Source organism: Hyphomonas johnsonii MHS-2 (assembly GCF_000685275.1).
GTDB classification, from domain to species: domain Bacteria; phylum Pseudomonadota; class Alphaproteobacteria; order Caulobacterales; family Hyphomonadaceae; genus Hyphomonas; species Hyphomonas johnsonii.
Window position 1 is genome coordinate 544,628 of the sequence record NZ_ARYK01000001.1, and the last position, 25,281, is coordinate 569,908.

At 59.4% G+C, this 25,281-nt stretch carries 25 protein-coding genes and 1 pseudogene; 15 read left to right on the plus strand and 11 right to left on the minus strand.

Annotated elements, in window-relative coordinates; genetic code table 11:
• Nucleotides 1-68 precede the first annotated feature (68 nt).
• Both HJO_RS02635 and HJO_RS02640 read left to right on the plus strand, forming a co-directional pair.
• The gene (locus HJO_RS02635) at nucleotides 69-1,583 is read left to right on the plus strand and encodes a class I adenylate-forming enzyme family protein (RefSeq protein ID WP_035613216.1); all 1,515 of its coding nucleotides are present in this window, start codon (nucleotides 69-71) and stop codon (nucleotides 1,581-1,583) included.
• A gap of 67 nt (nucleotides 1,584-1,650) precedes the next feature.
• Nucleotides 1,651-3,030, plus strand: a complete 1,380-nt coding sequence (locus HJO_RS02640) for an MFS transporter (RefSeq protein WP_051618035.1) — start codon at nucleotides 1,651-1,653, stop codon at nucleotides 3,028-3,030.
• A 137-nt stretch (nucleotides 3,031-3,167) separates the two neighbouring features.
• Here the strand turns inward: HJO_RS02640 and HJO_RS02645 are convergent, their stop codons facing one another.
• The 8 genes from HJO_RS02645 to HJO_RS02680 all read right to left on the minus strand — a co-directional run bounded on the left by HJO_RS02645 (nucleotide 3,168) and on the right by HJO_RS02680 (nucleotide 11,517).
• Nucleotides 3,168-3,971, minus strand: a complete 804-nt coding sequence (locus HJO_RS02645; protein WP_035613219.1) for an SDR family NAD(P)-dependent oxidoreductase — start codon at nucleotides 3,969-3,971, stop codon at nucleotides 3,168-3,170.
• A 157-nt stretch (nucleotides 3,972-4,128) separates the two neighbouring features.
• Entirely contained in the window at nucleotides 4,129-4,941 is an 813-nt protein-coding gene (locus HJO_RS02650) for an SDR family NAD(P)-dependent oxidoreductase (protein WP_084141362.1), read from the minus strand.
• On the minus strand, nucleotides 4,938-6,242 hold the full coding sequence (locus tag HJO_RS02655) for an acyl-CoA dehydrogenase family protein (RefSeq protein ID WP_035613221.1): 1,305 nt from the start codon (nucleotides 6,240-6,242) through the stop codon (nucleotides 4,938-4,940). The genes HJO_RS02650 and HJO_RS02655 overlap by 4 nt, the downstream gene beginning before the upstream one ends.
• Before the next feature lie 17 nt (nucleotides 6,243-6,259).
• Nucleotides 6,260-7,297 carry a phosphotransferase family protein gene (locus tag HJO_RS02660; protein WP_035613224.1) on the minus strand — a complete coding sequence of 346 codons (1,038 nt, stop codon included), beginning with the start codon at nucleotides 7,295-7,297 and terminating at the stop codon, nucleotides 6,260-6,262.
• Complete coding sequence (locus HJO_RS02665) at nucleotides 7,294-8,754, minus strand: aldehyde dehydrogenase family protein (RefSeq protein WP_035613227.1); 1,461 nt, start codon at nucleotides 8,752-8,754, stop codon at nucleotides 7,294-7,296. The genes HJO_RS02660 and HJO_RS02665 overlap by 4 nt, the downstream gene beginning before the upstream one ends.
• A gap of 3 nt (nucleotides 8,755-8,757) precedes the next feature.
• Nucleotides 8,758-9,522 (minus strand): SDR family oxidoreductase, encoded by a 765-nt coding sequence (locus tag HJO_RS02670; RefSeq protein ID WP_162173752.1) that lies wholly within the window; start codon nucleotides 9,520-9,522, stop codon nucleotides 8,758-8,760.
• Nucleotides 9,519-10,301 (minus strand): enoyl-CoA hydratase-related protein, encoded by a 783-nt coding sequence (locus HJO_RS02675; RefSeq protein ID WP_035613231.1) that lies wholly within the window; start codon nucleotides 10,299-10,301, stop codon nucleotides 9,519-9,521. Before HJO_RS02675 ends, HJO_RS02670 begins: the two co-directional genes overlap by 4 nt.
• Nucleotides 10,302-10,398: 97 nt before the next feature.
• Nucleotides 10,399-11,517 (minus strand): thiolase family protein, encoded by a 1,119-nt coding sequence (locus HJO_RS02680; protein WP_051618039.1) that lies wholly within the window; start codon nucleotides 11,515-11,517, stop codon nucleotides 10,399-10,401.
• Nucleotides 11,518-11,773: 256 nt separating this feature from the next.
• Between HJO_RS02680 and HJO_RS02685 the strand changes: the two genes are divergently transcribed.
• The 4 genes from HJO_RS02685 to HJO_RS02700 all read left to right on the plus strand — a co-directional run bounded on the left by HJO_RS02685 (nucleotide 11,774) and on the right by HJO_RS02700 (nucleotide 15,361).
• Nucleotides 11,774-12,259: a Zn-ribbon domain-containing OB-fold protein gene (locus HJO_RS02685; protein WP_206741794.1), complete on the plus strand. Its 486-nt coding sequence runs from the start codon at nucleotides 11,774-11,776 to the stop codon at nucleotides 12,257-12,259.
• Between the two features lie 51 nt (nucleotides 12,260-12,310).
• Nucleotides 12,311-13,105 (plus strand): enoyl-CoA hydratase/isomerase family protein, encoded by a 795-nt coding sequence (locus HJO_RS02690; RefSeq protein WP_035613237.1) that lies wholly within the window; start codon nucleotides 12,311-12,313, stop codon nucleotides 13,103-13,105.
• Nucleotides 13,102-13,911 (plus strand): enoyl-CoA hydratase-related protein, encoded by an 810-nt coding sequence (locus HJO_RS02695; protein WP_162173753.1) that lies wholly within the window; start codon nucleotides 13,102-13,104, stop codon nucleotides 13,909-13,911. Before HJO_RS02690 ends, HJO_RS02695 begins: the two co-directional genes overlap by 4 nt.
• A gap of 277 nt (nucleotides 13,912-14,188) precedes the next feature.
• Nucleotides 14,189-15,361 carry a cytochrome P450 gene (locus tag HJO_RS02700; protein WP_162173754.1) on the plus strand — a complete coding sequence of 391 codons (1,173 nt, stop codon included), beginning with the start codon at nucleotides 14,189-14,191 and terminating at the stop codon, nucleotides 15,359-15,361.
• A gap of 75 nt (nucleotides 15,362-15,436) precedes the next feature.
• Here HJO_RS02700 and HJO_RS02705 read toward each other — a convergent pair whose 3' ends face one another.
• A complete protein-coding gene (locus HJO_RS02705) occupies nucleotides 15,437-16,579 on the minus strand; it encodes a thiolase family protein (protein WP_035613242.1) in 1,143 nt (380 codons plus the stop codon).
• Nucleotides 16,580-16,592: 13 nt separating this feature from the next.
• Nucleotides 16,593-17,000 carry a Zn-ribbon domain-containing OB-fold protein gene (locus tag HJO_RS18075; RefSeq protein ID WP_162173755.1) on the minus strand — a complete coding sequence of 136 codons (408 nt, stop codon included), beginning with the start codon at nucleotides 16,998-17,000 and terminating at the stop codon, nucleotides 16,593-16,595.
• 226 nt (nucleotides 17,001-17,226) lie between these two features.
• On the opposite strand from HJO_RS18075, the gene HJO_RS18795 reads away from it, so the two are divergent.
• From HJO_RS18795 to HJO_RS02750, 9 genes and pseudogenes are all read left to right on the plus strand, one after another.
• On the plus strand, nucleotides 17,227-18,120 hold the full coding sequence (locus tag HJO_RS18795) for a LysR family transcriptional regulator (RefSeq protein ID WP_035613244.1): 894 nt from the start codon (nucleotides 17,227-17,229) through the stop codon (nucleotides 18,118-18,120).
• 100 nt (nucleotides 18,121-18,220) lie between these two features.
• A complete protein-coding gene (locus tag HJO_RS02720; RefSeq protein ID WP_035613247.1) occupies nucleotides 18,221-19,381 on the plus strand; it encodes an acyl-CoA dehydrogenase family protein in 1,161 nt (386 codons plus the stop codon).
• A 15-nt stretch (nucleotides 19,382-19,396) separates the two neighbouring features.
• Nucleotides 19,397-20,410 (plus strand): acyl-CoA dehydrogenase family protein, encoded by a 1,014-nt coding sequence (locus HJO_RS02725; protein ID WP_035613250.1) that lies wholly within the window; start codon nucleotides 19,397-19,399, stop codon nucleotides 20,408-20,410.
• Nucleotides 20,411-20,423: 13 nt separating this feature from the next.
• Nucleotides 20,424-21,221, plus strand: a complete 798-nt coding sequence (paaG, locus tag HJO_RS02730) for a 2-(1,2-epoxy-1,2-dihydrophenyl)acetyl-CoA isomerase PaaG (protein WP_035613253.1) — start codon at nucleotides 20,424-20,426, stop codon at nucleotides 21,219-21,221.
• A 71-nt stretch (nucleotides 21,222-21,292) separates the two neighbouring features.
• Nucleotides 21,293-21,433, plus strand: a pseudogene (locus HJO_RS18880) (nitronate monooxygenase); the annotation flags it as partial.
• Nucleotides 21,433-21,663 carry a ferredoxin gene (locus HJO_RS02735; RefSeq protein ID WP_051618047.1) on the plus strand — a complete coding sequence of 77 codons (231 nt, stop codon included), beginning with the start codon at nucleotides 21,433-21,435 and terminating at the stop codon, nucleotides 21,661-21,663. The pseudogene HJO_RS18880 and the gene HJO_RS02735, both read left to right, overlap by 1 nt.
• A complete protein-coding gene (locus tag HJO_RS02740; protein ID WP_051618050.1) occupies nucleotides 21,660-22,037 on the plus strand; it encodes a VOC family protein in 378 nt (125 codons plus the stop codon). The genes HJO_RS02735 and HJO_RS02740 overlap by 4 nt, the downstream gene beginning before the upstream one ends.
• 10 nt (nucleotides 22,038-22,047) lie before the next feature.
• Complete coding sequence (locus tag HJO_RS02745) at nucleotides 22,048-23,169, plus strand: acyl-CoA dehydrogenase family protein (protein WP_035613256.1); 1,122 nt, start codon at nucleotides 22,048-22,050, stop codon at nucleotides 23,167-23,169.
• Complete coding sequence (locus HJO_RS02750; protein WP_035613259.1) at nucleotides 23,169-24,371, plus strand: acyl-CoA dehydrogenase family protein; 1,203 nt, start codon at nucleotides 23,169-23,171, stop codon at nucleotides 24,369-24,371. The genes HJO_RS02745 and HJO_RS02750 overlap by 1 nt, the downstream gene beginning before the upstream one ends.
• 136 nt (nucleotides 24,372-24,507) lie before the next feature.
• Here the strand turns inward: HJO_RS02750 and HJO_RS02755 are convergent, their stop codons facing one another.
• The gene (locus HJO_RS02755; protein WP_035613262.1) at nucleotides 24,508-25,269 is read right to left on the minus strand and encodes an SDR family oxidoreductase; all 762 of its coding nucleotides are present in this window, start codon (nucleotides 25,267-25,269) and stop codon (nucleotides 24,508-24,510) included.
• Nucleotides 25,270-25,281: the final 12 nt, after the last annotated feature.

Consider the following 25,281-nt stretch of genomic DNA (forward strand, 5'->3'; position numbering starts at 1 on the left):
ATTGATGGTCCCGTATTACGATACTTAGCAATTGGACGGTTGAATTCCGCCGGTGCACAAAGCTGGCCATGACTCAATTGAAAGACGAAACTCTCGCCGAACGGCTGGAAGCGGTCCTGACGCTTGATCCCGCAGCGACGGCGATCGAGTATCAGGGCACCAGCATCACGTGGAATGACCTGGAGGTGGCTGCTCGCAGCGTCGAGCGGCTCCTTCAAGATGCGGGTATCGAGCGGGATGCGCCTGTCGGCTGGGCTGCTCGCAATCGCCCGCCGGCCGTTGCGTCGTTCATAGCGCTGGTGTGCGCTGGGCGCATGGTCGTGCCCCTGCGGCCCGCCTATTCGGTGGCCAACTTCCGAGACGATATCGACGCCCAGAAGCTGAAGGCGGTTATTGGGGATCCGGATGACTGGGCGGGCGAAGGAGTTGTTGATGCGGCGCGCGAAGCCGGAAGCATCGGAATTGAAGTCAGCCAGCATCCGTTCTCGGTCCGCTTTGTTCCGGGGCTCGAACGGCCCGGGCCTGGGCCGCACCGTGAGCCGATGCCCGACTATGTGCTGGAGCGCCTGACCAGCGGGACGACTGGCGCGCCGAAACGTATCCCGGTCAAGCAAGACATCCTGATGCCGTCGCTGGGGGCGGGCGATCAGAAGAAAGAGGCCGAAGGGCGGGGGGAACTCACGCTGAAGAGTTCGCCTGCGCTGCTGTTCAAGCCCTTCAGCCATGCGGGCGGTTTGTTCGGACTATTGTTTTCGCTGTATCAGGCCCGCCCTCTAGTGCTGTTCGAGAAATTCAATGTTCCGGAATGGGTCGATGCCGTCGACAAATACAAGCCGAAAGCAGCCAGTCTCGTCCCGGCCATGATCCGCATGGTGCTCGACGCAGACGTGCCGCCTGAAAAGCTCGATAGCCTGATCGCCATTCGGTCCGGGACGGCGCCGCTTGAAATCGATGTCCAGGATCGTTTCGAGGCGCGTTTCAATTGTGCAATTCTGGTCGATTATGGTGCCGCCGAGTTCATTGGAGGGCTGGCCGGCTGGACCCTCAAGGACCACAAGCAGTTTTCCAGGCAGAAGCGTGGCAGTGTCGGACGGTCCAAGAAGGATGTGGACATCCGGGTGGTCGACCCAGAGACGTTCGAGCCCCTCTCTGCCGACCATACCGGTATCGTTGAAGTGAAGTCAGACCGTTACGGTCCGGACTGGATACGCACCAACGACCTTGCCCGCATTGATGCGGACGGCTTCATCTTTCTTGAAGGGCGTGCCGATGACGCAATCAATCGTGGCGGGTTCAAGATATTGCCCGAAGAAGTCGTCCAGCAATTGCGAAAGCACCCAGGCATTCGCGATGCAGCCATCGTCGGGATGAAGGACGAACGGCTTGGAGAGGTTCCTGTCGCGGCTATTGAATTGCCGGACGGGGTGCGAGACGCGCCGAGCAAGGAGGTTCTGGATGCCTTCCTCAAGCGCACGCTCCCATCCTACATGGTGCCGGTCGAGTATCGTGTCGTCGACTCCCTGCCTCGGACGATCTCGCTGAAGGTCAGTCGGCCGGAGCTGAAGAAAATGCTGGGTATTTGAGTCTGCGACAGTGACGCGCGAGGAGTCCGGAGAGGAAATCGAGGTGGCGCGACAGGACCGAAGGGGGTTGCTGTCACGCAACAGGATTGTCCCGATCGTCATCGCCAGTGCCTTGTTCATGGAGCTGATGGATTCGTCTGCACTCGCTTTGGCCATTCCGACCATTGCGCGAGATCTTGGTGTGTCTCCGAGCGATATGCGGTTGACCTTGACGGTCTACGCCGCGACGGTCGCGTCCCTGGTGCCGGTGTCCAGCTGGCTGGCTGCAAGGATGGGTGCACGCCGCATATTCATCGCGGCCATCCTGGTCTTCGTGACCGGGTCGGTCTGCAGTGGCATGGCCGGAAGCCTTCCAGCACTTGTGGCCTCGAGAGCGCTGCAGGGGGTGGGGGGAGCAATGATGATCCCGGTTGGCCGGACGATAATGGTCGGGGTTGTCGACAGGGAAGCCCTGGTCAAGGCCATGATCTGGTTCGTCCTGCCGGCCATACTGGCCCCTTTGTTTGGGCCTCCCATTGCCGGCTTGTTGATCGAATTTGCGACCTGGCGCTGGATATTCTTCATCAACGTGCCTGTGGCCGCGCTTGCGATCTTCTCGATCCTGCGAGTCGTTCCGCGGATCGAGCAGGAGCCAAGACGGGCATTCGACTTCGTGGGATACCTGCTCTGCGCGTGCGCGATCCTGTCTGTCCTGGGATTGCTGGATACAGGCTTTCTCGCCGGATATGGGCCAGGCGTGCGTGTTGGAGCGATCCTCGGTGCAGTGCTCCTTGTGGGCGCCTTCATCCGGCACTCACTGCATGCAACCGAGCCGCTCATTGATCTCAGGGTGTTGCGCCATGCAACGCTGCGGCTGAGCCTTGCGGGGACCTGGATTCAACGCGTGTCGATGGGAGCACTTGTGCTGGTGTTGCCCTTGCACTTGCAGCTTGGTCTCGGTTTGTCGCCGCTTGCGGCCGCACAAGTTCCGGCGGCCGGCGCCATCGGATCGGTCGTGGCACGCTTTGTGACTCCCTACATGCTGAGGCGGTTCGGATTCCGTTCCGTCATGATGAATGTGTCGATACTGATCGCCATTGTCACAATCTGTCCGGCGTTCTTCAAGACGAGCACACCCGTCTGGCTGATGGCAGGATTCATGATTGGTTATGCGCTGATCCGCGCCAGCTTCTTCATGTCAGGCAACTCACTGTCCTATGCGGATGTCGAGAAAGGTGCGGAAATCGGCCACGCCTCCGTCCTCTTCTCTGTCGCTCAGCAACTCAGCCTCGGGTTTGGCTACACGCTCGGAGGAGGCCTGTTGGCCGTCGCGGGTGGGGCCGATGACCTTTCGACGTATTGGCTTGCCTACCCGGTGATCGCCCTGTTGCCGCTCGCGGCCGCAGGCGTGATAGCTCGGCTTCCGCAAGGGGCCGGCGAACGCTTGCGGCACCAGGCATCCTTGTAGTTAGTTTCGAACGAACGAGATGCGGGACTGGACGAGTCGCGGCTGCGCTGTCGCTTTCCTCAATTTCAACCAGGCCGATGCACTAAACGCTCAGGGCGAAGCGCAATCGCGGAACCGCGGACCAATGCCTGGGGCGTTCAGATCGGTGGCACCATCTTGTAGCCACCACTCGCCTCGATCCACTGGCCGGTAACCCATCCGGAATCGTCTGACGCGAGCCAGCATACCAGCGCCGCGACATCTTCGGGCATGCCAAGGCGGTCGCGCGCGGTTACGCGCTTCACTTTCTCTGCAAAGTCGGGGACCGAGAGCATGTGGGCGGTATTGTCGGTCTTCGTATAGCCAGGCGCGACGACATTGGCGGTAATGCCGTGGGGGCCAAGTTCGACCGCGAGAGAACGCGTCATTGCCAGCAGCGCGGCCTTGGACATGCCATAGGCGCCGTTGAGAGAGCCCGGTTGCGTCGCCGCGCCGGATCCGATGGTGACTATTCGTCCACCTTGATACATCCGTTTTGCGCCCTCGGCGCTCACGAAAAGAGGTGCCTTGGTGTTGATCGCCATGATCCGGTCATAGGCGTGCTCGAAGATCTCGGTCAGGGGTGCGGCAGACGTAATTCCAGCGCAATTGACCAGTGCGTCCAACCGATTGTCGCCAACAAGTGAGCGCGTGGTTTCATCCCATGCTTCGAGCATCTGTTGCGCGGACCCGCTTTTCTCGAGGTCGACCTGGATCGTGAATGCTTGTCCGCCATTGTCGACGATGGCCTGCGCGATCTGTTCGGCCTCGAAACTGCGTGTCCTGTAGCAAATGGCGACCAGTGCGCCTTCTGCGCCGAGCCTGCGGGCGATTGCCGCGCCGATGCCGCGACTGCCACCTGTCACCAGAACACGCTTTCCGCTGAACCGGTCTGAATAGATGTTCGGTTTTTCATCGGCCATGCCGCAAATCTCCCGGGGAACCTGATCCATCTAAGTCCCGTGGAGGGACATGGCCAAGACGGCCCTGGCGTGATCATCCGGTATGCGACCCCAATCCCGGTACGGGGTGCCGTCCGGTGCGATTCCAGCGCCCGTCACTTGCCAGTCTCACCTTGCCTCACAACCTGCCCCCGTCCACTCGCAGGTTCGCCCCGGTGGTGAAGCCGGAAAAGTCGCTGGCGTAGTAGAGCGCGGCGGTCACGATTTCGCGCGGGTCGGCCACGCGCTCCATCGCCGCACGCTTGCGCACTTTTTCAGGGTCAGGCCAATGCCTGGACACATCGGTCGCGAAGGCGCCCGGCGCAATCACGTTCACTCTCACATTGCGGCTGGCATATTCCATGGCGATACCGACGCTTGCTGCATTGAGCGCGGCCTTTGCGGCGCCGTAGGCGGAAACGGTTGGCTGGGGCCTGATCGCGGAGAGGCTGGATATATTGATGATCGCCCCTCCACCCGCTTCGGCCATGCGTGCGGCGACCAGAGCGGTCAGCCTGAACGGGCCCTTGAAATTAACGTCCACCACCTTGTCGAACAATGCTTCAGATACATCCGCAGAGCACGGTGACGCTGGAGACATGCCGGCATTGTTGATCAGCACGTCAAGCTTTCCAAACTCGGCATAAGCCGCCGCGACCATCGCTTCGATATCCTCCCACTTGCCGACATGGCAGGCGATCGACAACGCTCGCCTGCCCATGGCCCGGATTATCTCCGCGACCTCGTCGCAGCTTTCGATCTTCCGGCTCGCGACAACGACGTCTGCGCCGGCCCGCGCAAAGGCGAGGCTCATGGCCCGGCCCATGCCGCGGCTGCCACCGGTGACCAGGACAACCTTTCCCGACATGTCGAACAATTCTGCGGGTGAGGGGAGGGTATCCTGCTCCCACTGCGAATACGCGTTGGTGCCGGTGTCTGCACGTTCGGTCATGCCAGGTCTTCCTTGCTCATCTCGAGGTATGGCTTGAGCTTCTGGTAGGCGGCGGCCTTCCGTGTGGGAATGTGCTCGGTTGGGAAGAGACCTTTGGCAGGCTTCACGTCCTTCAGGAGGCGCTTCGCGAGCTTGATCTCGTGAATCTCCGTGGGGCCGTCGACGAGTCCCTGGGCGGCGGCCTTGATCCAGTACTGGCCGAGAACCAGTTCGTTCGAAATCCCGAGCGAGCCGTGCAGCTGGATTGCACGGCCGACAATGTCCTGCAGGATCCTGGGGCTCATGATCTTGGCTGAACCGATACCGATCTGGCCACTTTCCTTGTCACCCTGGTCGATTGTCCACGCGGCGTGGAGGACAAGCAGGCGGAACTGCAGCAACTCGACATAGGACTGCGCGATATATTGCAGGGTGGACTGCTTTTGTGCGAGCGCGGACCCTTGCGTGAACCGGCTCACCGCGCGCTCCTTCATCATTTCATACGCCTTGGTGGCTGCGCCGAGGGTGCGCATTGCGTGGTGTATGCGTCCACCGCCGAGGCGGACCTGCGCAACGTCGAATGCCTTGCCTTCCTGGCCCAGGATTGCGTCTGCCGGAACACGGACATTGTCATAATGGATATAGGCGTGTGCACCGCTTTCCTCACTTTCACCGGCAAGGCCCGAATTGCGAATGATGTTGACGCCCATCGTGCCTCGTTCGACGAGGAACATCGAGTAGCGGTCGGATGGTGGGGCGTCGCGGTCAGTGACGGCCATGACGATGATGAATGAGGCCCAACGCGCTTGTGATGAAAACCACTTCTTGCCGTTGATGACCCAGTCATTGCCATCCTTGACTGCTGTCGTTTCGAACACGCGCGGATCGGAGCCGCCTTGTGGTTCGGTCATGGAATAGCAGGATGTGATATCGCCCTGCAGCAGAGGCTGGAGATATTTTTCCTTCTGCGCTTCTGTACCAAAATGGGCGAGAATCTCCGCGTTCCCGCTGTCCGGGGCCTGGCAGCCGAAGACGCGCGGTCCCCAGTTCGTGCCGCCAAGAATTTCATTCATCAACGCGAGCTTGACCTGTCCGTACCCTTGCCCGCCAAGTTCCGGAGTCAGGTGGCAGGCCCATAGGCCTTGCTTTCTCACCTGCTGCTGAAGCGGACGGACTGCTGCCATTGCGCGCCTGTCAGTGACGTTGTGGTGATGCCCGGGTTCGTTGAATACGAGGTCCAGCGGTTCGACCTCGGCGTGGACAAACTCCTTCATCCAGTCGAGCTTCTCTTGAAATTCCGGATCAGTCGAAAAATTCCACATTGATCGGGCTCCTTTGGTCAGTTGCGGTCGATCAGGCGAACGGCCTGATTGAGGATATCGGGAACGCGCTGCTCGAAAGCGGCGTGGCGCGGATTATCGGATTGTCCCCGCACATAGCGGGCATAGCTGCCCTCCAGGATCACCCCGAGCCGGAACAGGGCGAGCACCATGTAGAATGGCAATGCATTGACGTCCCGGCCGCTTGCCCTGGCATAGCGTTCAGCGGCCTCGGCCCGGCTGCGAAAGCCCGTGTGCCAGTCAATGTAGAAGGCCCAGGTGGGGCCGCTCGTATCGTCCGCCCAGCTCGACAGGAGGTGACCAAGATCAACCAGAGGGTCGCCGATTGTTGACAGCTCCCAGTCGATGACAGCCGCCACGCAGGCCGGGGTGTCCGGCGCGATCATGACGTTTGCGAAGCTGTAATCCCCATGCATGAGTCCGGGCGTGGAGTTCCTGGGTTGATTGGCGTTCAGCCAGGCGGCAATCAGGTCGAGCTGGACGAGGTCGCGTGTGCGATTGCGCTCGAACTGGCCTTTCCAGCGATCAACCTGGCGGCTGATAAAGCCGTCCGGCTTGCCAAAGTCGTCAAGGCCAACCGCCCGCCAGTCGACACGTGATATGGCGGCCAGCGCGTCGATCACCGCGTCGCCGAGCGCACGGCGATTGTCCGGGTCGGTGGCGAATGGCGGGGGCATGGGGTCACGTGGCGTGAAACCGTCAATCCAGTCCATGACAAGGAACGGTCCTCCGATCCATTCCGGATCTACTGTGCCCTCGACCAGGCGCGCATGGGGAACGTCAGTCTGCTTGAGGGCACGCGCAATACGCAATTCGCGGTCCATATTGTGCGACGTCTTGTCGTTCGAAACGGCAGGCGGACGGCGCAGGGCATATTGCCTGGCACCCCGGGTTACCCGCAACAGGCTGTTGCTGGCACCCCCGGAAATTTTCTCAAGCGTCAGGTCGCGCGATTGTCCGCCCAGTTGTGCATCAAACCACGGAACGAGCGGCGATGGATCGGCGATGAGTGCTTCGTCGTCCAGCCGGTTCGTCATGCCGCATGAAAGCTGATGGTGTTGGCGTTGGTGAATTCGAGCAGCCCTTCGAGTCCATTCTCCCGCCCGAAACCCGACCGCAGGTTTCCACCGAAAGGTTCGTCCGACAGTTGCGTGCCGGCGCCGCCATTGATCGCGCAGCGGCCCGTGTGAATCTGCTGGGCCATTTCGTAGGCCCTGCCGACATCTGCAGAGAGAATGTAGTTTGCGAGCGCGAATTCGCTGTCATTGGCCAGTTCGATGGCTTGCTCGTCGGTGTCATAGCCAATGACGCACGCGATCGGACCGAAAATTTCCTCCTGTGCGATGGCGCTTGAATTGTCGACGTCGTCGAAGAAGGTCGGCTCGAAGAAATAGCCCTTGGAAAGATGGACCGGACGCCTTCCGCCCGTCATCAGCTTCGCGCCGCCATCAAGCCCGAGTTGCGTATATTTTTCCGATCTTTCGACTGCGATGGACCGGATGAGTGGCCCCATCTGCGTGCTTGCGTCAGCCGGATCACCCAGCTTCACGTGCCCGGCCATTTCCTTCAACCGGCTGACATATTCGCCGCGTATCGAGTTGTGCACGAGATGGCGGGTGTTGAGCGCGCAGCCCTGTCCGGCGTGAGAGGTGAAACCCCGAAGACCGGCATGCACCGCCAGGTCCATGTTCGCGTCCGGCCGCACGATCATCGCGGACTTGCCGCCGAGTTCCATGACGAGGCGCTTCAGGGTCGGCGCGGCCTGCTGCATGATTGCTGCGCCCACGACGTCCGATCCGGTGAAGGTGACCAGGCGGATGCGCTTGTCGGATGTCAGGAAGCGGCTCACTTCGAGCCCGCCGGTCATCACGTTCAGCACACCCTTCGGCAAGCCGGCTTCTTCGGCGATGTCTCCGAAAAGCGTGCCGGCAAAAGGCGTGTAGGGTGACGGTTTGAGAATAACACAGTTGCCCATCAGGAGGGCGGGCACCATCTTTACGAGGTTCAGCATGAAAGGATAATTGTAGGGTGTCACAACGCTTACGACACCGACGGGATCATAGCGGACGACGCTCGTCCCCACCGTGCTGCCAGTCACTTCGAGCCGTGTCATCTTGGTGTGATCGATCGCTGCCTGTTCCATGTAGTATCGGAAATGCTTGAGGCCGATTGACCATTGTGCCCCGGTGGCAAGCGCGACTGTCGCACCCGCTTCGGCGATGAGTAGAGCCACGATCTCATTCTTGCGGCGTTCCAGCGCAGCATAGAATTTCTGCATGATGGAAATGCGTTCATGTCGGCCCATGCGGGGCCAGGGGCCGTTTTGGAACGCGTCGTAGGCCGCACTCACGGCTGCTTCGGCATCAGCCATTGATCCAACAGGCGCGTGGCCGATGACTTCTTCCGTGGCAGGATTGACCACGTCTTCGATCCCGTCGCCACCATTGATGAACTCACCGCCGACATAGAGTTTGGTTTGGAGATTAAGGCTCATGACTTATCCTTCAGGAAGTTGTGCCGCGCCGCGCAATTCAACGAGGTCGATCTGCGCTTCGCGCGGAAGCGTAACGATATTCAGAATCATTTCGGCTGGGATTTCAGGCTCGATCTGGCCGCCGGAGCGCGCATAGAAACCAGCCGACCGCGCAGCCTCTCTTGCGCGCGCTTTTGCGTCGGGGGTCCATGTGCGGCTGAACGTACCGCGCACGTTGCCGGAGCGGTAGGTCGTGACGCGAATGCCTTCCGGCCCGAACTCCTGACGCATCACCGCTGACAGCGTTTCCAGGGCCGATTTCGTTGCTGCGTAGAGTCCAAGATGGGGGTAGGGGTGATTGACCGATTCCGAGCTGATATTGACGATGTCGCCGGTGCCGTTCCTTCGCATCAGGGAGGCGGCCTCTCGCGCGCAATAGATCGGTCCGAGAATGTTGACGGCAACTTCATTTTGCATGTCGCTGTCGCGAGCGTCCGACAACGGATTGGGCGTGGCGAGCGCAGCATTGTTGACGAGAATATCAAGGCGGCCAAAGCGGGAGCGGACGGCAGCAAATGCCTCGCGCACGGATGCGGGGTCGCTGACATCACAGACAAAGGCTGCGGCGTTCGCGCCTATCTTGCTTGCTGCTTCAGTCAATTCCGTCTTGCCGCGCGCAACCAGGGCCACATTTGCACCTTCGGCGACGAAGCGTTGCGCGATGGCAAATCCCATCCCGCGCGACGCCCCGGTGACCAGCGCCGTCTTGCCTGCCAATCGTCCGCTCATGCGCCGGTCCATACGGGCTTGCGCTTTTCTGCGAACGCGCATGGGCCTTCCTTGAAGTCGGCGGAGGCGCGCAACGCGTCGCGACCGGGAAAGGAATGATCGATGACGTCTTCAAGCGCCCAGGAGAGCCCCATTGACGCTGCTTCCTTGGTGGCACGCACAGCAAGGGGCGAGTTGCCGGCAATCTCGAGCGCCCAGGCCTTCGCGCGAGTCATCAGGTCATCACCCGACGTGACTTCGTTCACGAGGCCCCAGTCGAGCGCTTTCGTTGCGTTGATGGGACGACCTGTCAGCAACAATTCCATAGCGCGTTGCCAGCTCAGCGCGCGCGGCAGGCGATGCGCGCCACCCGCGCCGGCAAGCTGGCCGAACTTGACTTCCTGCATGGCGAAGGTCGCATGCGTGGCAGCGATGACGATGTCGCAAGCGAGCGCTATCTCCACCCCTCCACCGACCGCATATCCGTTGACGGCGGCAATCACGGGCTTGAACAGGTCGTGACGTGTGGTCAGCCCGCCAAAACCGCCTGACCATTTGTCTTTCGACAACGTCGCGCCCGCGGCACGCTTCTTCATGTCATTGCCTGCGCAGAACGACTTGTCGCCGGCGCCCGTGATGATCGCGACCCATGCGTCGTCGTTTTGCGCGAAATGATCGAAGGCTCGTCCCAGCTCGATATTGGCCAGGTCATCAAGGGCATTGCGCGAAGCTTCGCGGCGGATCGTTATGATCGCGACATGCCCTTCAGTCTCATAGCTGATGTGTTCATATGCCCTCATTTTGGGCCTCTCCCTTGTGCCGAGACCCTATCGAAAACTGACGGCGCTTCAACTGCCGGCCCAAGCTGAAGAAATTCCGAGGCAGGGCGGAGCTTCCTCAATCTCGGCGAAGAAGAATCGATCCTGCGAGCGGGCCGCCACCCGCCGCGGCAACGCCGAGATTTACATCCCCCGGGACCTGCCGGTCTCCGCCTTCGCCCCACATCTGGATGCAGGTCTCCCAGAGGAGGCCAAAGCCATGCATTCGCCCGCCTGAGAGCTGACCTCCACCGGTGTTGAGCGGCAGTTCCCCGTCCAGCGCGATACGGCGCCCGCCTTCGACAAATGGCCCGCTTTCACCGCGTCCGCAGAACCCGAGGGCTTCCAGCCAGATCAAGGTCTGCGGGCTGAAACCATCATACAGGTTGGCGACCTTGACGTCCGAAGGAGAGAAGTCGGTGCCTTTCCAGAGATGTGGCCCGTTTTCCAGCGCCATCATGCCGGATTTGGGCTCGAACTGGTCCCAGCTGTATCGACCGCCCATCCGTCCGGAAAAGGATTCAATGACAAGAGGCGGCTTCTTCAGGTCGCGTGCGGCGTCCAGTCTAGAGACGATTACAACGGTTGCGGCGTCAAGGAGCGCGTCGCAATCAAACAGGCCCAGCGGATCGCAGATCATGCGGGCGTTCAGATAGTCGTGCTTGGACATTGGGTCGCGATAGATTGCACGCGGATTCCTGACGGCATTGGCCCGTGTGTTGACGACCAGGTCGCCGAGCTGTTCCTTCGTCGTGCCGAACTCATGGCAGTGACGACGGAACATCATTGCTGTCGGCGCGACCGGCGAGACCACGTTGAAAGGCCGATGATACACCCACTTGCCGGATACGCGCTCGTATCCGTCGGCTTCCTTGCGTGGCTTTGTGCGATTGATCAGCTGTTGGGTATGCTGGGCCAGTGCCCGGTAACAGAGCACATGGGTCGCCTGACCCGACATGATCGCGCCGATCGCCTCGAAGATCGACGCGAACTGCGCAGGCCCTTCTGTGCTGCCGGAGAAATGGTTGACGTCGAGGCCTAGCGTCTCCTTGAGCTCAATCACGTCGATCGGAGAATCGTTTTTCGCGCCGGCTCCGAGATTGTAGGTGCTTGGGAACGTGGAAAGCCCGTCAATGTCTGAAAGCGTCAGGCCTGCACCGGCAAGCGCTTCGTCCACAGCATCAAGCATCACGCTCATGATCGGCCGGACATTCTCGCGACCTGGCGCGCAAAGTCCGACTCCGCTGATCGCTACTGCTTTATTGCTACCTGATGCCATCTTTCACCCATCGCCCCTTCAATGCTGCCTAGTCTCACAGATCGTGTCCATTGGCGATCATATGCAAAGAAGGCGACCTTGGCCTATTTTTCCTTGAGCGGTCGAGCAGGCGTTGACGTATCGCGAGTCTGGCACGCCCTGAACGACCCGACAGCCACTTGCGTGACCTGCGCGCATGCGCAAGCATGGCGCGATCACAAGTGGGACGGGTTTGATGGAAACCGACAACGACACAGTCAATTTGCCACCGCGCAAACATCTTCCCGTCATTGAGGACGGGCCGCGCGGCGAGTACTGGCGGTCGGGTGCGGATGGCGTATTGAGGATCACCCGCTGCCAGCCTTGCGGCTTCTGGATTCATCCTCACAAGGAAGCGTGTCCAAGTTGCCACTCTCGCGAGGTGATGCCGGAAGCGGTTTCAGGAAAGGCGACTCTCGAAACCTGGACGATCAATCGCCAGAAGTGGTTTCGTGGGCTCGACGAACCTTTCGTGGTTGGCCTCGTCACACTTGTCGAGCAGGACGGTCTCAATCTGACGACAAACATCGTCAATTGCCCATTCGACCAGCTGGAATTCGGTATGCCGGTTCGCCTGATCTTCCAGAACATCGAAGATGTCTGGCTTCCATTGTTCGAACCTGACCGGATGTCCCCTGAATAGAAACAATCTCGTCGCTTAAAGTTTTCCCGGCCACGGGTTATGAGATTGAGCATGTTCGATAAAAATGACTACGAAACAATCCTCGTCGACCTCGCGGCTGGTGTGCTGACAATCACCCTGAACCGTCCGGACAAGGCCAACAGCTTCAACAATGCCATGATCCGGGATTTCAGGCGATTGTGGGATGAGGCGCGCCATGCCGAGCATGTGCGCTGCATCGTTTTGCGGGCAGCGGAAGGGAAAGCCTTCTGTACTGGCGTTGATGTCCGTTACGGATGGCGCGCTGAGGGCGAAACTCCGGCGCCGTTCGATTATGATGATCCAGGTGACTCGCTCGGTCCGAAGAGCAATCGTGTCTGGAAGCCTTTCATTGTCGCTGTTCACGGGATGGCTGCTGGGGGGGCTTTCTACTGGTTGAACGAAGCAGACATCGCAATCTGTTCGGATGATGCGACGTTCTTTGACCCTCACCTGAAGTTTGGAAAGCTGTCGTCTGTAGAGCCGATCGGAATGCTCGGCCGCATCCCTTATCAGGAGATCAGCCGCATGGTGCTGATGGCTGATGAGGAGCGGATTTCTGCCGAAACCGCCAAACGCATCAGTCTTGTCACTGAGGTCGTGGTGCGCGAGGATTTGTGGCCGCGAGCGCAGCAGATCGCCCAAAGCATTGCAGCGCGGGCGCCAATCCCGACGCAAGGCAGCATCAAGGCGCTTTGGGAAGCACAGAGCCTTCCGCGTGATCAGGCGATTTCGGGAGCCGTACAATATGTTCAGCTGTCGAAAGCCAGTACGGGACCAGCAGAGATTCCGGAAAGCATCAAGGCGAAGCCATGGAGCCTGCGATGAGCGGCGACAATGACGAGCTTCTCGTTGATGATGACGGACGGTTGCGGATCATTACCCTGAACCGACCGAATCGAATGAACGCGCTCACGCCTGAACTTCATCACAGGTTGCAGAGCGCAGTCGTTGCCGCGGCGAACGATCCGGATGTTGGGGCCGTGGCCCTGACCGGCGCTGGACAGGCATTCTGCTCGGGTGGCGATGTTCGCAAGAGTACAGACGAGGCCGCGAAGGCAGACCGCCCGGAAACTGTCGAAGAGCGCGCTGATTCCATAATGGCCCATGGGCGCACGGTGATAACGCTGCATCGCATGGGCAAGCCGACAATCGCCTTGATCAATGGTGCTGCAGCTGGGTCGGGCATGGCCCTGGCGCTTGCGTGCGATATGCGCGTCATGGCTGAAGGGGCGATCATGCGCACGGCCTATGCCCGGATTGGTCTCAGTGGTGATCTCGGGCTGAGCTATTTCCTGAACCGCCTCGCAGGGCCTGCAAAGGCGTCGGAGTTGCTGTACCTCAACGCGAAAGTATCCGCAGAGGAATGCCTGGGACTTGGTCTCGCCAATCTTGTTTTCAGTGCCGAAACATTTGAATCGGAAGCGTTCGGCCTTGCCAGGAAGCTTGCCAATGGCCCGACGGTCGCGTTCCGGTGCATGAAGCAGAATCTACAGACTGCCGCTTCAGCTTCGTTGGAGCAGACGATCGAGCGCGAAGCTTATAACACTGCGCGCTGTGTGCGAACGAAGGACGTGAAGGAAGCGGCGTTAGCCTTCAGGGAAAAGAGGGACCCCGCCTTCAAGGGAATGTGATGTACCTTTCGAGGCGTGCTCGGGAGGTCTTTGATCGGCGAGTGATAATTCCCCCCCCCCGGCGCACAACAGAGGAATTCTCCTGTCCGCCCCGGCTTTCGGATTTGCCATGCACGCGACGTCGCACTTAGCGTAGGTTTGATGGTGCGCCCTGAGTTGCATCAACCGGGAAAAAGGAGAGCAGAAAATAATGTCTGAGCAGGGTGTGAAAGACCGCAAGATTCCGATTGAAGATCCGGAGTTCTACCTCAACGATCCCTGGCCGACCTTCGCGTGGATGCAGCGCGAAGCGCCATTTTACCATTATGAGCCGCTCGACACGTTTGTCGTGACGCGCGCCGAAGACATTCGCGCGATCAGCCCGCGCGCAGACGTATTCAGCAATGCGCGCGGCATTTTCCTGAATGAAATCAAATATCGGGCACAAGCCGGCGACACGAATTTTTCCGAGGGTTTCTGGCCTGAGGGCGGCGAGCAGATCGGCAATACGGATCCGCCCCGCCATCATGAGCTTCGCCGCGTCAGCCTGGGTGCTTTCACGGTCCCTGCCATCGAGGAGGTGAAACACAAGCTTACCGTTTATATCGGCAAGGAACTCGACAAACTGGCAGCGCAAGGCGAAGTCGATTACTGGGATTTCGCCGCTGGTGTCCCAATCGAAGCGGCTTGCTTCCTGATCGGCCTGCCAGCGACCGACCGAAAAAGGGTGGAGTTCTGGAGTAACGAACTGGAGAAATTGGGCGCCGATATTTCCTTTGAAGAATTGCAGGCGGCCGTCACCGAGTTTGCGAGCTTGAAGGATTACATCACAGAGAATGTCGAGATCCGAAAAGCCGAGCGTGAAGCCGGAACGGCCAAAGGACTCGATCTGATCAATGTGCTGCTTGACGCAGAACTTGATGGCCAGAAAGGCGTTCAGTTACCCAACGTCGTCACATTTGCGATGACTGCAATAGCGGCGGGCGCGGATACAACGCGGGCCTTGCTGCTCGGCTTGCCTTACTACTTCGCAAACAATCCAGACCAGTGGCAGCGGCTCAAGGAAGACCGCTCGCTCGTCAAGAACGCAATTGAGGAGACACTTCGGCTGGTGACGCCAGCACGTGCTTTCCTGCGCTATGTCAGCAAGGACATCGAGATCAATGGCCAGGCCATGAAAGAGGGGCAACACGTCTACCTCATGTACATGGCTGGCAATCGCGATCCCGACCTTTTCCAGGATCCGCACCGGTTCGATATCGGACGCGAGAATGCGTCCCGGCATTTTTCCTTTGGCGCCGGCCCGCATACTTGCCTGGGCGCCCGCCTGGCTCGGATGGAAGGGGCCGAAGTGCTGAACGCCTTGCTTGACCGCTTCGAACGGATCGAGCTGGCTGGCAAACCCGAAATTGTCCGCAATCACATCATTCGCAACAGCTGGGAAACGATGCCGCTTCGGCTGATCCGATAAGGAAAAAGAAGGACCGCAGCCGGTTGGAGGAATATTGGCCGCGGTCCTTTAAGTGCTCGCATAAAGCCTGAAGGGTCAGGCCTTCTCGAGCAGATGCACAGCGCATGCGCTTCCCAGGCCGACAACGTGCGTCAGTCCGATTTTAGCACCTTCCACCTGGCGGGCACCTGCCTCGCCGCGAAGGTGTTGCGAGATTTCATAGATGTTGGCGATACCTGTTGCGCCCAGGGGGTGGCCTTTGGACAAGAGCCCGCCGGAGACGTTGACCGGTTGCTGGCCGCCCAGTTGCGTCGCACCGCTGTCGAGATACGCCCCGCCTTCGCCCTCGGCGCAAAGGCCCAGATTCTCATAGTGGCAGATCTCGGCCGTCGCGAAACAGTCGTGCAGTTCGATCAGGTTTACATCCTCAGGCCCGAGCTCTGCCATCTCGTAGGCATTCTGTGCTGCAAGCCGGGTCACCGTGTTCACATCCTGCATGACGAGGTTGCGCGCCGTAAACGGGTCGCTTGCGAGCGCAGAGGCGCGCACCTTGACGGCCCGGTTGATGAGCCCGGATTGCTTTGCCTTTTTTTCGCTCATCAGGACCGCAGCCGCCGCCCCGTCCACATTGACCGAGCACATCAGCTTGGTCAGGGGATAGGCAATCATCTCGGACTCCATGACCATGGCGAGAGGTGTTTCCCTCTGGTACATGGCCTTGGGGTTCAGTGTGGAATGGCGGTGGTTCTTTTCGCTGACCCGGGCGAACTGTTCGAACGTGGTGCCGTGTTTGCGGGTGTGTTCCATGCCCATCTTTGCGAAGACTGACGGCATCACACCCGAGCCCAGCAGGCCTTCAGTCGGAATGGCTGTGCCCTGGCTGTTCTTGGGCACAAGCATACCCTTGCCCATCTTTTCCGCGCCGACTGCCAGGCAGGTATCATAAAGTCCGGCCTTGATTGCGATCCATGCCTCACGAAAAGCCGTCGCGCCGGTGGCACAGGCATTGGTAACGTTCACTACAGGCACACCGGTCTGTCCGATATAGTGCAACATGCGTTGCCCCATCATCGTGGCGTTACAGCTCCCCGCCCAGATGGCCTGGATATCCCTTATCCCCAGCCCGCAATCATCGAGTGCCATCAGGGTCGCCTGTGCGGCGAGGCGTTCGGCCTTTTCGTTTTCGAAACGGCCAAACTTGATCATGTCGATGCCGACAATATAGACGTCGTTGCTCATGGTCGGGCGCTCCTTAGTTCGCAGGGACAAAGAAATGGGCGAGATAGCCCTCGCCGCCTGCGACGGCATCGGCGGCACTTCTGAAGACGACCTTGACCGGCATATCGAACGCGATCTTCGAAGGATCCGGCTCGACTTCCAGCAGGTTGCCCCTGATCGTGCCGCCGCCATCGAGATCGACCACGGCCGAGATGAAGGGCACGGTTACACCGGGCAGGCTGCGATACACGATCGTGTAATTGTAGAGCGTGCCCTGATTGGAGAGCCTTACTTCATCCATCTGTCCGCGCGCCGTGCAGGCGGGACAATTTTCGAAGGCTCCCAAATGGGTTTCGCCGCACGCGCTGCAATGACTGCCGACGAGATAAGGTTCGCCACCGGTGCTGATCACAGTGTGGGGCGCTACGGGTTGATCGGCCATGTTTTTTCCAGACATAGGTTTTCCCACTTGCAGACGCACTCAAGAGCGAACGATACCGTTGCGTCGGGTGGATCGCTCCAGCTTTTCAAAGCGTGATACAATTTTTGGAGGGTGACGTGGCAGACGCGATTATTGGTAGTTAGGAGGGGTGCGCCCAGCCTTGGTTGCCTGACGGGTTCGATGTCAGGCGCGTTGACTAGAAGGCGGCCTGAGGTAGAGTGCATCCATGAATTTACGCTGGATTTCGTTGTTCGCCACCGTTGCGGAAGAGGGGTCGTTCACCCGCGCGGCGACCAAACTGCATATCGCCCAGCCATGGCTTTCCGCACAAATCCGAAAGCTGGAATACGAACTCGGTATCGAGTTGCTGATAAGGGACAATGTCGGTGTGCGGGTGTCTGAAGCGGGCGCGCAGCTGCTGCCTCATGCGAGCCAGCTGGCGCAGTCGGCGCAATTGTTTCGGGAGACTGCCAGGAGCCTGGGAGAGGACCGGATGCGGGCGTTGAAGCTAGGTTGCCATATCCCCTTGATCGATATCCCGCGGTTCAAGACGGTCGCGCTGCAATTCGCGCAAAAATTCGGAAACTTCGAACTTACGACCATGGCCGACACGCCGGCTGCCTTATTGAAGGCCCTGGACGAACGCCGGATCGATTTGGCGCTATTGCCCGCTGAAGCCGGGTTGGTGGATGGTGGACCGGACCTTGAGACATTGTCTGTGGGCGAAACGTCGGTCTATTTGCTGGCACCCAAGCAGAAAAAGTTTTCGAAGCTGGAGGATCTTGCTGGCGTTGCTGTGGGTATTCCGCCCGAAGAGCGGGGTCGCGCGCTTCACAAGCGATTGAAGGTCAGGTTTGAAGAGCTGGAGATTATCCCGTCACCGATCCCGGAATTTGATCGCCGCGCGATTGAGCACGCGGTGCTTACGCGGGGAGACATCGTTGCGGTGTCCATTGAGGACGAGATACTCAAGACGCTCGATCCAGGAGTCCGGTCATTCAAGGTTGACGGTATAACTGTCGATCAACGGTTTTGTCGGATAGGTGGACGGGATCTCGGACGTGCGGCTGAGCGTTTCTGGAACCTCTGTATCAGTGAGTTCGAGCAGGCTGTCGTCTGAACGTCGAGGAATCACACCTAAATACCCAAATTTCCGTTGTGGGGCCGGACTGCGCAAGTCGATAAGACCGTAGTGGTTCGAGCCACAAGGTTATGTATTTATGGACCTCAATTTCACAGCGGAAGATCGTCAGTTTCGCGAAGAGGCGCGGGAATGGCTGAATGCCAACGTGTTCAAGGAACGCAGGCCGCATGGCGGCCAGGAAATGCGCGAATACGACCTTGCCTGGCAGAGAACCCAATATGATGCAGGCTGGGCGGGGGTTTCCTGGCCAAAGGAATATGGTGGCATGGGCCTCGGCCTGACCCGTCAGTTGATCTGGTACGAGGAATATGCGCGGGCTCACGCGCCCGACAACCACCTTTGCTTTGTCGGCCTCAACCATGGTGGCCCGACGATCATTGCCCGAGGAAGCGAAGAGCAGAAGAAAGAGCACCTTCGCCCGATCCTCTCCGGTGAAAAGATCTGGTGTCAGGGGTTTTCTGAGCCCAATGCGGGATCAGACCTTGCGTCGCTCAAAACTAGGGCTGTCATCGATGGCGACGAACTCGTCATTACGGGTTCGAAAATCTGGACCAGCCACGGGCACCTGTCCGACATGCAGGAATTGCTGGTTAGAACAGACCCGGGAGCCCCCAAACACAAGGGTATCAGTTGGGTCATATTCGACATGAACACACCGGGTCTCGACCTGCGTCCAATTGATATCATGTCTGCACCCAATCACACACACTTCGTCCAGTGCTTCTATGACGAGGCGCGGGTGCCGCTGAAGAACGTGGTCGGCGACGTGAATGACGGCTGGTCGGTCGCGATGTCGACGCTCGGTTTCGAGCGCGGGACAGCTCAGATCAAGGACCAGATTCGATATGCGTTTCTGGTCGAGGACATGATCAAGAAGGCGCGTGATCGCTATGGTGCGGAATTCGTTAGCACGGACGAGTTCGGGGCGCGTTTGGCGCAGCTCCGAGCGGACATGGCAGCTGCCCGGGCAATGACCTATATGGCGGTGAGCCGCGCGGAGCGGGACGTCAGCCCAGCCATGGCGTCCCTGATGCGCGCCATGGTCGGACAAGTGCAGCAGCGCGTTCGTCGCCTGGCGTTTGACATCATCGGCGCTGATGGGCTGGAAAACCCGGAGGACGACGATTGGGTCTACTTCTACCTGCGCTCGTACGCGACGACCATTGCTGCAGGCACGCTGCAAATCCAGCGCAACATCATCGGCGAGCGCGTGCTTGGCCTTCCTCGCGGCCGCTGACCAGGAGACAAGACCATGGACCTTCTTCCTTCCAGCGATCAGCAGCAGATCGTTGACACAATCCAGGACTTTCTTCGCAATGAAGCGCCAGTCGACCGTTTGCGCGAGTTCGGGGCGATCGGCAATTCCGATGCAAAGCTGTGGCCCAAGCTGGCAGAACTCGGCTTTTTCGGCCTAAGCTTGCCCGAAGAGATGGGCGGCATTGGCCTTTCCGCGGCTGAGGAGATGCTGGTCTTCCAGCAATTCGGGTATCACCTCATCTCTCCAGCCATATTCGGGACTATCCTGGGTGCGCGTGTCGCTGCCTTTTCAGGTGATGCTCATCTGCGCGATGCGCTGCTTTCAGGCGAGGCGCGCGTGGGCGTTGCCAACTCTCGCGGTGCAGCCGGCGGAACGGATGCGTTTCATCTGTTTGAAGCAGATGAGGCTGAACTCATTCTTCTTTGCGACGACGATGAAGCTGCGCTTTATCCGCGAAGCGCCTTCACTCACATCGAACGGGTCAACTCGACGGATGCCGTTCTGGTGCTTGAGCGTGCAAGGTTGGGTGACAGCGTCGAGCCGCGTGTGCGTGTCTCCAAGGAAACCGAGAATATCCATGCCCGCGCCCTCATGTTGATGGGCGCCTACGCGCTGGGTATCGGTCAAGGCGCGCGTGACATGGCGGTGGAATACGCGCAGGTTCGCGAACAGTTCGGCAAGCCGATCGGCTCGTTCCAGGCGATCAAGCATATCTGTGCTGACATGGCGATCCGATCAGAGGCAGCCCTTTGCCAGGCATCCTTTGCGGCGCTGGTCATGGATGATGCCTCGCCGGACACTGAATTTCATGCTGTCGCCAGCAAGATCGTCGCGTGCGAATCTGCAATAAAAAATGCGGCGGACTGCGTGCAGGTTCACGGTGCCTTTGGCTTCACGGCCGAAGCGAATGTTCATCACTATCTGAAGCGGTCGCATGTTGCGGACAGGCTGTTCGGTGGGCTTCGGGAACAGCGCCGGCGTATCCTGACATTTCCGACACCGGCTTAAGGATGGATAAGCGATGACGTACGAAACCATCCTGCTGACCGTCAAAGATGGCGCTTATCGCTTGACGCTTAACCGGCCTGAGAGGCTGAACTCCTTCAATGCCTGCATGCATGAGGAGGTACGTGATGTCCTCACGCGAATCGAGAGTGATCCGGGAGCGCGCGTGCTGCTGATCACTGGTGCGGGGCGTGGCTTCTGTGCGGGACAGGATCTTGGCGACCGCGACGTCAATGCGGGGCCGCTCGACCTCTCGCAGGGCCCTGAAAAAGATTACAATCCCCTCATTCGCCGCCTGACGGCGTTGGCACTTCCTGTCGTTTGCGCAGTGAATGGAGTTGCGGCGGGAGCGGGAGTTAATATAGCGGCGGCTTGCGATATTGTTGTGGCGAAAAAGTCAGCCAAGTTTGTGCAGGCTTTCTCGGCAATCGGACTGGTTCCCGACGCGGGAGGCTCGTGGCACCTGCCGCGCCTGATGGGGCAGGCCAGGGCGCTTGGCTTCACGCTGCTCAACCAGAAGCTATCTGCAGAGCAGGCGGCGGAATACGGGCTGATCTGGAGGGCAATCGATGACGCTGTTTTCGATGAAGAGGTTGCGACGATCGTAGACGGCCTGGCGAGGGCGCCAACATTCGGGTTGGGTCAAGCCAAGAAGGCCATTCGGGACAGCTGGGCGGCGACGCTCGATGAGTCGCTCGACCGTGAGCGAAACATGCAAAAGGAATGCGGACTGTCACCCGACTATCGCGAAGGGGTCAGCGCATTCAAGGAGAAGCGGTCGCCGGCGTTTACAGGATCGGGGCCCAAACCGTGACGAGACTAAGGACGCGCTTTACCGATACTTCTGGAATTGTGCATCCGATCGCACAAGGCGGCATGCAATGGGTCGGGACGGCCGGAATGGTGCAGGGGATCATCGATGATATCCCGACTGTACGCGAGCTTGTCGAAAGAAGTGTCGACGAGGCGGTAGATATTATTGGCGGCAGGCTCGCGGGTGCCGTTTTGCTAGAGGAGCGGAGTTGATGGCTATAAAAGTAACTGTAAACGTGGAGGGCTGTGTCGGGCACGCGCGGTGTGAAGCTGTGGCGCCGGAAGTCTACCAGCTAAACGATGACGGCTTTAATGTAACGCCCTGCAAGTATGTCTCAGACAATCTGAAGGAACAGGCCATTCGCGGCGCGCGCGCATGCCCGGAACAGGTGATTACTGTCGAGGAAGTGGACGATTCTGAAGCGGATAGCGCCGACACATGATCGGTTATGCGGTTATTGGCTCGGATGACATCGATTCGGCGGGGAAATTCTACGATCCGATCGCGCAATTGCTTGGGGCGCGGCGTATCCATGCCTTTGATCGGGGCATCTTTTATGGCGTGACGGAGTTTGAGTTGGCGGTCGTTACTCCGTTCAACGGCGAAGCCATGCGGCCGGGCAACGGGACCATGGTCGCGCTGAAGGCGCCGTCGCGGAAGGTGGTCAACGAAGTCCATGCGCTCGCTCTGGAGACTGGCGGAATTGATGAAGGCGCCCCCGGCATTCGCAGACGAGAAGAGAGCGGATTCTACGGCGCGTATTTTCGAGATCCGGAAGGCAACAAGTTGTGCGTTTACCGCATGGGACCGGCTTGAGGGGTGTGGGATGAATTTCGATTTCTCAGAAGACCAGGAGATGCTGCGCAAAGAAGTGCGCAAGTTTCTTGAGGCACGCTGTCCACTCACAAGGGCACGCAAAGTCCTCGACGATTCAGAAGCCAGCTTTGACGTCGAGCTCTGGGAAGAGTTGGTCGGGCAGGGGTGGACCGCACTTTCGATTCCAGAACAGTTCGGTGGACTTGGGATGAGCCGCACTGATCTCTGTGTTCTGGCCGAGGAACTCGGCCGGGTTCTGGCACCAGTCCCTTTCGCCTCGACTGTGTATATTCTTGCCGAAGCGTTGATGATTGCCGGAGACGGCGTCCAAAAAGACAAGTTGGCAGAAATTGCGGCTGGTGATTGTATCGGTTGCATCGCCATCTCTGAAGGCCCCGGTGAGCCGAGCTTTGAGCGCATTGGTTCGCGCGTCGAGCGCGGCAGACTGACCGGGACCAAACAACCCGTCACTGATGGGCTGGCCGCGACCGATGCCCTTGTCTGGGCTCGTGACGAGAGCGGAACGCCAAGACTGTTCCTGGTGCCACTCGAACAGGATGGTGTCACCCGGGAGAAGTTGGACACGCTGGATCCGTCACGCGACGCCGCCAGGATTGTTTTCGATGGCGCGGCAGCAGAACCGATCGGCGCTCCCTGGCTTCTTGACCGCCTCCTTGATGGTGCCGCTGTCCTCTTAGCGTTCGAGCAGGTTGGAGGGGCAGACCGGGCGATGGAACAGGCGGTTGCCTATGCCAAGGAACGCTACGCTTTCGGACGGCCTGTCGGTAGCTATCAGGCGATAAAGCACACGCTCGCGGATGCCTATGTGAACAACCAGATTGCAAGATCCAATGCCTATTACGGAATTTGGGCGCTTGATTCTGGCAGTGATGATCTGGCGCAAGCTGCGGCGGCGGCGCGGGTCGCTGCCTGTCATGCCTATTGGTTTGCGGCGCGAGAGGCGCTGCATGCCCATGGCGGCATCGGGTTCACCTGGGAGGCTGACCAGCATCTGTTCTACCGGCGCGCGCTTCAACTCGACATGGTGATCGGTTCGCCGCGTATGTGGCGAGAGCGCCTTTTTGAGCAGGTCGAAGCGCAAGGCGAAAAGATGAAAGCAGAGGCAAGCTGATGGATTTTTCCGACACGCCGCAAGAAGCCGAGTATCGCGCCAGGGCGAGAGACTTTCTGGATGCCCACAAGGACAAACTGCCTTCGCTTTCAGGGAGTGAGGCGGCTCGGCTGAAGAAGCAGCGCATCTGGCAGGCGATCAAAGCCGATAATGGCTATGCCTGCATAACATGGGATTCCGAGTGGGGTGGCGCTGGGGGTACGGCCATGGAGCGGGTCATCTTCCGGGAGGAAGAGGCGGGGCGGGGCGTTCCGGATGCCTTTTTTGGCATTGGTCTTGGTCTGTGCGTCCCGACGATCATCAAATACGCGTCCGATAAACAAAAGGCGGAACTGGTCCGCCCGGCGGTTCGCGGCGACCAAATCTGGTGCCAACTCTTTTCCGAGCCTGCGGCGGGGTCTGATCTCGCAGGTGTTCGCGCAAAGGCCGTGGCGGACGGGGATGAATGGGTCGTAAGTGGCCAAAAAGTCTGGACCAGCGGCGCGCATTATTCAGATTGGGGGCTCGTCATAACCCGCACTGATCCGTCGAAGCCGAAGCACAAGGGGCTGACAATGTTCTTTGTCGCGATGGATTCACCGGGAATTGAAATCCGTCCGATTCATCAGATGTCTGGTGGGGTCGAATTCAACGAAGTCTTCTTTAACGATGTCCGCATTCCGGATGCTCAACGCCTTGGTGAGATCGATGCCGGTTGGGGGGTCGCAATCTACGCCTTGATGAACGAGCGTGTGCAGGGAGGCAAGGAGAGGGGTATCCCGGCCGGCGAAACGATCAGGCTGGCGCGAAGTACACCGGTTGCAGATGGTACGCTTGCCGATGATGGGGCATTCCGTGCTGCGTTCGCTGACTGGTATGTTCGTACGCGAGGCGTGCAGCTCACGCGTTACCGCACACTGACCGCGATGTCCCGCGGACAAACCCCGGGGCCGGAAGCTTCGATCGGCAAGTTGGTTACTGCGTTCGAATTACAGGAGATGTCGCGTCGACTGGTCGAGGCTCAAGGACCGTTCGGGCTGATCGACGACAGGGCAATGGCCTTTTGCGAGGGCAATGTGCATCATGACCTTCTTCACGCACCCGGCATCCGCATTGCCGGTGGCACGGACGAGATACTTCGTAATATCATCGCAGAGCGCGTGTTGGGCCTGCCGAAAGAACCGCAGCCGGACAAGAACGTCCCATTCTCGGAAACGAAATAGTCTGCTGCAGTGCTGCTTGGCATCCGACCTGAAGTTTCTGTCATTGGTCACGGTTCGACGTGGCAGTTTGGGGCGCGCCTGCCATGTGAAAGCGTCTTGGTAGAACCTCAGATTCCTTGTCCACCACCGCCGTGATCTACCCTCGGCCGATGAACGGCATTTGCGTCGCCATGATCGTCATGAACTGAATATTCGAGTCGAGCGGCAAGCCAGCCATACACCGTACCGCTTCGGCGACACTGGCTAGTGGCATTACGGGTTCCGGAGAAGTGCGCCCGTCAGGCTGCAACATGCCGGCGTTCAGGTTGTCAGCGACTCCGGTGGCAGCGTTGCCAATATCTATCTGGCCGCAGGCGATATTGTATGGGCGTCCGTCCAGTGAAATCTGCCTTGTAAGACCGGTGATCGCATGCTTGCTGATCGTATAGGGGGCTCCGTTCGGGCGCGGGACGTGCGCGGAAACCGACCCATTGTTTATGATGCGGCCGCCTTGGGGATCCTGGGTCTTCATCTGTCGGAATGCGGCGCGCGCGCACAGGAAGGCCCCCGTCACATTGGTGGCGAGCACTCGGTTGAAATGCCGCAGATCGACCATATCGATCGCAGCTTTGGGAGCCGACGTTCCAGCGTTGTTGAATAGCAAGTCGAGCTGCCCATAGTGGTTCACCGCCCTGGCGAACACGGCCTCGATCTGGGCTTCATCTGCAACATCGGCCTGGAGAACGAGCGTTTCTGCGGTCGCTCCGATCATGTTGGCAGTTTCTTCCAGTCGGTCCAGCTTCCGGCCGACGAGTGCCATTGCATAACCTGCCTCAGCCAATGAAATCGCGCAGGCTCGGCCGATGCCACTCCCGGCCCCCGTCACCAGTGCAACGCGTGCAGGTGTGCCATTCGTCATGAGGCGCCCTCG

Excerpts from the sequence above, each read along its gene's own strand:
- HJO_RS02635 (WP_035613216.1), top strand. The coding sequence starts at position 69 with ATGACTCAATTGAAAGACGAAACTCTCGCCGAACGGCTGGAAGCGGTC.
- HJO_RS02645 (WP_035613219.1), bottom strand. The coding sequence starts at position 3,971 with ATGGCCGATGAAAAACCGAACATCTATTCAGACCGGTTCAGCGGAAAG.
- HJO_RS02650 (WP_084141362.1), bottom strand. The coding sequence starts at position 4,941 with ATGACCGAACGTGCAGACACCGGCACCAACGCGTATTCGCAGTGGGAG.
- HJO_RS02655 (WP_035613221.1), bottom strand. The coding sequence starts at position 6,242 with ATGTGGAATTTTTCGACTGATCCGGAATTTCAAGAGAAGCTCGACTGG.
- HJO_RS02660 (WP_035613224.1), bottom strand. The coding sequence starts at position 7,297 with ATGACGAACCGGCTGGACGACGAAGCACTCATCGCCGATCCATCGCCG.
- HJO_RS02665 (WP_035613227.1), bottom strand. The coding sequence starts at position 8,754 with ATGAGCCTTAATCTCCAAACCAAACTCTATGTCGGCGGTGAGTTCATC.
- HJO_RS02670 (WP_162173752.1), bottom strand. The coding sequence starts at position 9,522 with ATGAGCGGACGATTGGCAGGCAAGACGGCGCTGGTCACCGGGGCGTCG.
- HJO_RS02675 (WP_035613231.1), bottom strand. The coding sequence starts at position 10,301 with ATGAGGGCATATGAACACATCAGCTATGAGACTGAAGGGCATGTCGCG.
- HJO_RS02680 (WP_051618039.1), bottom strand. The coding sequence starts at position 11,517 with ATGAGCGTGATGCTTGATGCTGTGGACGAAGCGCTTGCCGGTGCAGGC.
- HJO_RS02685 (WP_206741794.1), top strand. The coding sequence starts at position 11,774 with ATGCGCAAGCATGGCGCGATCACAAGTGGGACGGGTTTGATGGAAACC.
- HJO_RS02690 (WP_035613237.1), top strand. The coding sequence starts at position 12,311 with ATGTTCGATAAAAATGACTACGAAACAATCCTCGTCGACCTCGCGGCT.
- HJO_RS02695 (WP_162173753.1), top strand. The coding sequence starts at position 13,102 with ATGAGCGGCGACAATGACGAGCTTCTCGTTGATGATGACGGACGGTTG.
- HJO_RS02700 (WP_162173754.1), top strand. The coding sequence starts at position 14,189 with ATGCAGCGCGAAGCGCCATTTTACCATTATGAGCCGCTCGACACGTTT.
- HJO_RS02705 (WP_035613242.1), bottom strand. The coding sequence starts at position 16,579 with ATGAGCAACGACGTCTATATTGTCGGCATCGACATGATCAAGTTTGGC.
- HJO_RS18075 (WP_162173755.1), bottom strand. The coding sequence starts at position 17,000 with ATGGCCGATCAACCCGTAGCGCCCCACACTGTGATCAGCACCGGTGGC.
- HJO_RS18795 (WP_035613244.1), top strand. The coding sequence starts at position 17,227 with ATGAATTTACGCTGGATTTCGTTGTTCGCCACCGTTGCGGAAGAGGGG.
- HJO_RS02720 (WP_035613247.1), top strand. The coding sequence starts at position 18,221 with ATGGACCTCAATTTCACAGCGGAAGATCGTCAGTTTCGCGAAGAGGCG.
- HJO_RS02725 (WP_035613250.1), top strand. The coding sequence starts at position 19,397 with ATGGACCTTCTTCCTTCCAGCGATCAGCAGCAGATCGTTGACACAATC.
- paaG (WP_035613253.1), top strand. The coding sequence starts at position 20,424 with ATGACGTACGAAACCATCCTGCTGACCGTCAAAGATGGCGCTTATCGC.
- HJO_RS02735 (WP_051618047.1), top strand. The coding sequence starts at position 21,433 with ATGGCTATAAAAGTAACTGTAAACGTGGAGGGCTGTGTCGGGCACGCG.
- HJO_RS02740 (WP_051618050.1), top strand. The coding sequence starts at position 21,660 with ATGATCGGTTATGCGGTTATTGGCTCGGATGACATCGATTCGGCGGGG.
- HJO_RS02745 (WP_035613256.1), top strand. The coding sequence starts at position 22,048 with ATGAATTTCGATTTCTCAGAAGACCAGGAGATGCTGCGCAAAGAAGTG.
- HJO_RS02750 (WP_035613259.1), top strand. The coding sequence starts at position 23,169 with ATGGATTTTTCCGACACGCCGCAAGAAGCCGAGTATCGCGCCAGGGCG.
- HJO_RS02755 (WP_035613262.1), bottom strand. The coding sequence starts at position 25,269 with ATGACGAATGGCACACCTGCACGCGTTGCACTGGTGACGGGGGCCGGG.